Origin of the sequence: Kitasatospora sp. NPDC053057, assembly GCF_044546945.1 — a bacterium.
Taxonomy (GTDB): Bacteria; Actinomycetota; Actinomycetes; order Streptomycetales; family Streptomycetaceae; genus Kitasatospora.
Genome location: NZ_JBITZP010000102.1, coordinates 1 through 4,798, shown reverse-complemented (window position 1 = coordinate 4,798; position 4,798 = coordinate 1). Strand labels below are relative to the sequence as shown.

1 protein-coding gene is annotated in these 4,798 nt (G+C 74.3%); it reads right to left on the bottom strand.

Features of this window, described 5'->3' with window-relative positions:
• On the bottom strand, positions 1-4,798 hold a 4,798-nt coding region (locus ACIG5E_RS38995), incomplete at both ends, for an amino acid adenylation domain-containing protein (protein ID WP_396541986.1).

Here is a 4,798-nt window from a genome sequence, read left to right as displayed (position 1 = left end):
CCACGAACAACTCCGGCACCGTCGCCGACCCGACCTCGACCACCGTCTCGTTCCACTCCACCAGCAACCGGCGCCGGTCCTCAGGGGCCAGCACCTCGACCGCGCTCACCCGCTGCCGCGGGTCGGCGGCCACCGCGCCCAGCACCCGGACCAGGCCCTCGGCGAGCCGCTCGGCCGTCTCCCGGGTGAACAGGTCCGCCGCGACGATCACGGCGCCGTGGATCCCGGCCGGACGGCCCTCGGCGTCGAACGCCTCGCTCGCCGCCACCTCCAGGTCGAACTTCGAAACCGACACCCCCGGTGCCGTCCCGGCGGCCTCCGTCCCCGGCAGGTCGACGACCGCCCGCGCGTTGTTCTGCAGCGTGAGCATCACCTGGAACAGCGGCTGGACCGCCGTCGAGCGGACCGGCGCCAGTTCCTCGACCAGCTTCTCGAACGGCACGTCCTGGTGCTCGAAGGCCGACAGGCTGGTCTCGCGCACCCGGCGCAGCAGCTCGGTGAACGCCGGGTCACCCGACAGATCGGTCCGCAGCACCAGGGTGTTGACGAAGAAGCCGACCAGGTCGTCCAGCGCGGCATCCGTACGGCCCGCGTTCGCCACACCGATCGGGAGGTCGGTGCCCGCGCCCAGCCGGGCGAGCAGCACCGCCAGAGCGGACTGCAGCAGCATGAACGGGGTCACGCCCTCCGCCCGGGCCAGCTCGGCGAGCTCCGCGTGCACCTCGGCCGGCACCGTCAGCGGCACCTGGTGGCCGCGGTGGGAGGCGACCGGCGGACGCGGGTGGTCGAACGGCAGGTCCAGCTCCTCGGGAGCGCCGGCCAGCGCCTCGCGCCAATGGGCCGTCTGCCGGGAGAACAGGCTCTGCGGATCCCGCTCGTCGCCGAGCAGCTCCCGCTGCCACAGCGCGTAGTCCGCGTACTGGACGGGCAGCGGCTCCCACTCCGGCGCCCGGCCCGCGCAGCGCGCTGCGTAGGCCTGCGAGAGGTCTGCCGCCAGCGGGGTCGTGGACCAGCCGTCTCCGGCGATGTGGTGCATGGTCACCACCAGGACGTGCTGCTCCGGACCGCCTTCGAACAGCCAGGCCCGGATCGGTGCCTCGGTGGCCAGGTCGAAGGCGTACCCCGCCGCCTCGGCGACGGCCGCGTCCAGCTCGGCCGGGGCCACCTCGGCGACCGTCAGCGTCCACTCCAGCTCGTCGAGCGGCAGGACGCGCTGGTACGGCTCGCCCTCGGCGACCGCGTACACGGTGCGCAGCACCTCGTGGCGGCCGATGACGTCGCGCAGCGCCGCGTTCAGCGCCGCACGGTCGACCGCGCCGGTCAGGCGCAGTGCGACCGGGACGTTGTAGGTGGCACTCGGACCCTCCAGCTGTCCGATGAACCAGAGGCGGCGCTGCGCGTAGGACAGCGGCAGCCGCTCCGGCCGCTCACCGGCGGCCACTGCGGTCCGCGCGGTGCCGGCGCCGGCGAGGCGGGCGGCGAGCCCGGCCACCGTGGGCGCGTCGAAGAGCGTCCGCAGCGGCACCTCCGCGCCCAGGACCGTGCGCACCTGGCCGATCAGGCGGGTGGCGAGCAGCGAGTGCCCGCCGAGGGCGAAGAAGTCCTCGTCCACGCCGACGCTCTCCAGGCCCAGCACCTGGGCGAAGACCCCGCAGAGCAGTTCCTCCTGGAGGGTGGCCGGGCCCCGGCCGCCGCCGGCCGCGTACGCGGGAACGGGCAGGGCGGCCCGGTCCAGCTTGCCGTTCACGGTCATCGGCAGGGCGTCCAGCACCACCACCGCCGAGGGGACCATGTACGCCGGCAGCCGCTCGGCGGCGAACTCGCGGACCAGGGCGGGGAGTTCCGCCCCCGCCTCGACAGCGTCCGGCACCACGTAGGCGACCAGGCGCAGCTCGCCGGGCTCGTCCTCGCGGGCGATCACGGCGGCCTGGGCGACCCGCGGGTGCGAGGCCACCACGGTCTCGACCTCACCGGGTTCGATCCGGAAGCCGCGGATCTTCACCTGGTCGTCGCTCCGGCCCACGAACACCAACTGGCCGTCCGCCGTCCAGCGGGCCCGGTCACCCGTGCGGTACAACCGCTCACCCGACCCACCGAACGGGTTCGCCACGAACCGCTCCGCCGTCAGGCCCGGACGACCCAGGTAGCCACGCGCCAGACCGGCACCGGCCACGTACAGCTCACCGGCCACACCCACCGGAACCGGCGCAAGGAACTCGTCCAGCACGAACACCCGGGTGTTCACCACCGGCGAGCCGATCGCCACCTCGTCGGCGGCGTCCGGGTCGCAGGGCCAGCAGGTGGCGTCCACCGTCGTCTCGGCGGGGCCGTAGGCGTTGAACATCTGCCGGCCGCGCGCCCAGCGGGCCGCCGTCTCGGGCGGCAGCGCCTCGCCCGCCGTCACCAGCACGAGGTCCTCGGCGACCGAGCCCTCGTCGAGCGTCGCCAGCACCGCGGGCGGCAGCGTCACATGGGTCACGGCCTGCTCGCTCAGCAGCCGCGCCAGCGGATCGCCGGTCCGCGCCTCCGGCGGGATGACCACCAGGGTCGCGCCGGTCAGCAGGGCCATGAACCATTCCCAGGCGAAGGCGTCGAAGCCCACCGAGGCGAACTGGCCGACCCGGTGCCCGGCACCGACGCCCAGCATCCGGGTGTGGCCCGCCGTCATGCTCGCCACACCCGCGTGCGACACCAACACGCCCTTGGGGCGGCCGGTCGAACCCGAGGTGTAGATCACGTACGCGGGGTTGGCGAGGGCCGGCCCCGGCTCGGCGAGCGCGCCGCCGTCCAGGTCCGCCAGGGCGGCCACGACCTCGCGGTCATCCAGCAGCAGCGCGCCGGGCAGCACGGCCTCGGTGGCAGTGGCGGCCAGCAGCACTCGCGGCGCCGCGTCCTCCAGCATGTACGCCACCCGCTGCGCCGGGTACTCCGGGTCGATGGTCATATAGGCACCACCAGCCTTCAGCACACCCAGCACCGCCACCAACAGCTCGACACCGCGCTCCAGACAGACCCCGACCACCGACTCCGGACCCACACCACGGCCGACCAGGAACCGCGCCAGCCGGTTCGACCGCGCGTCCAGCTCGCCGTACGACAGCTCGATCCCGCCATCGACCACCGCCACCGCACCCGGATCCCGCGCCACCTGCGCCGCGAACAACTCCGGCACCGTCGCCGACCCGACCTCGACCGCCGTCTCGTTCCACTCCACCAGCAACCGGCGCGCCTCGGCCCCGTCGAGGACGGGCACCGCGGCGAGCGGCTGCTCGGGGCCGCCGTCCAGGGCGGTCTCCAGTGCGGCGACCAGGTTCTCGGCGGCGGTGCACATGAGCCGTGCGACGGCCTCGCCGTCGACGGCGGCCACCGCGTCCACGGCCAGCACGATCGACTCGCCGTCGTCGTCCACGGACACCGCGAGGGGGTAGTTGGTGCGCTCGCGCGAGAACTTCGCCTCGAAGCCCTCGAATCCGCGGTTGCGGTCGCCACTCTCCCGCTCGGAACTGCCGGGGTTGTGGCGGTAGTTCAGCAGCGCGGTGAACAGCGGGGTGTCACCGGACAGTCCGCCGGCCCGCTGCGCCAGGGCGAGCGAGGCGTGCTCGTGCTCCAGCAGCTCGGCCAGCTGGCCGCGCATGGCCGACACGGCCTCCAGCGCGCCGAGTTCACCGGTGCGCACCCGCACCGGCAGGGTGTTGATGAACGGTCCCGGGGTGTTCGCCGAGCCCGCGCCGGCGTTCATCCGGCCGAAGAGGACGGTGCCGAAGACGACGTCGGAGCGGCCCGACACGGCGGCGAGGGTCCGCGCGTAGGCGACGTGCAGGACGGTCGCCGCGCTCGTGCTCATCCGGCGGGCGACCGCGCGCAGCCGGTCGTGCAGCTCGGGTGCGAAGGGCACCCGCAGCCGGACCGCGTCCGCCCCGTCGCCGCGCACGTCGACCAGGCCGAACGGCGCGGTCGGCTCGTCCACGTCGGCGAGCAGCTGCGTGAAGTAGCGCTCGTGCTCCGCCTGCGCCACGCCACCCCTGGCCTGGGCGACGAAGGTGCGGAACGGCACCGGCGCGGGCAGCGCGTCGCCCCGGCCGGTCAGGAAGGCCTGCACCTCGCCGAGCACGACCTCCATCGCGGCGTGGTCCTGGACGGCGTGATGGACCTTGAGCAGCATCAGCCAGTGCGCGCCGTCCGGCAGCGTCGCGACGTGCAGCGTGAGCAGCGGCGCCCGGCCCAGATCCATCGACGAACCGCCGATGGCCACGAGTTGCTCGACCGGGTCGGTGCCGTCGGCGGCCAGGGCCACCTCCTCGACGGAGAGCGGGGCCCGGCGCCAGACCACCTGGACCGGCTCGCGCAGGCCCTCCCAGACCAGCGAGGTACGGAAGATGTCGTGCCGGTCGACGACCTGCTGCAGGGCGCCGGTGAAGGCGTCCAGCAGCTCGCGGGACTCCAGCTCGAAGACCACCGGGGTGACGTAGGCGTCGTCGCCGCCGCCCGCCAGCAGGTGGTGGAAGACCAGGCCCTCCTGGAGCGGGGCCAGCGGGTACACGTCCGCGATGTTCGCCGCGCCACCGGGGACGGCGGCGACGATGCGGGCGACCTCGTCGGCACCCAGATCGACGAGCGGGAGCATCTCGGGGGTGATCTCCCGCGCGTCGGCGGGGATCAGGCTCGCCGGAGCCGCCACCTGAACGGCGCTGGTGGAGGCCGCCAGCCCGGCCGGGGTCGGCGTCTGGAACAGCGCCCGCACCGAGACGGACACGCCGTGGCCGCGCAGCACCTCGACCAGGCGCACGGCGAGCAGCGA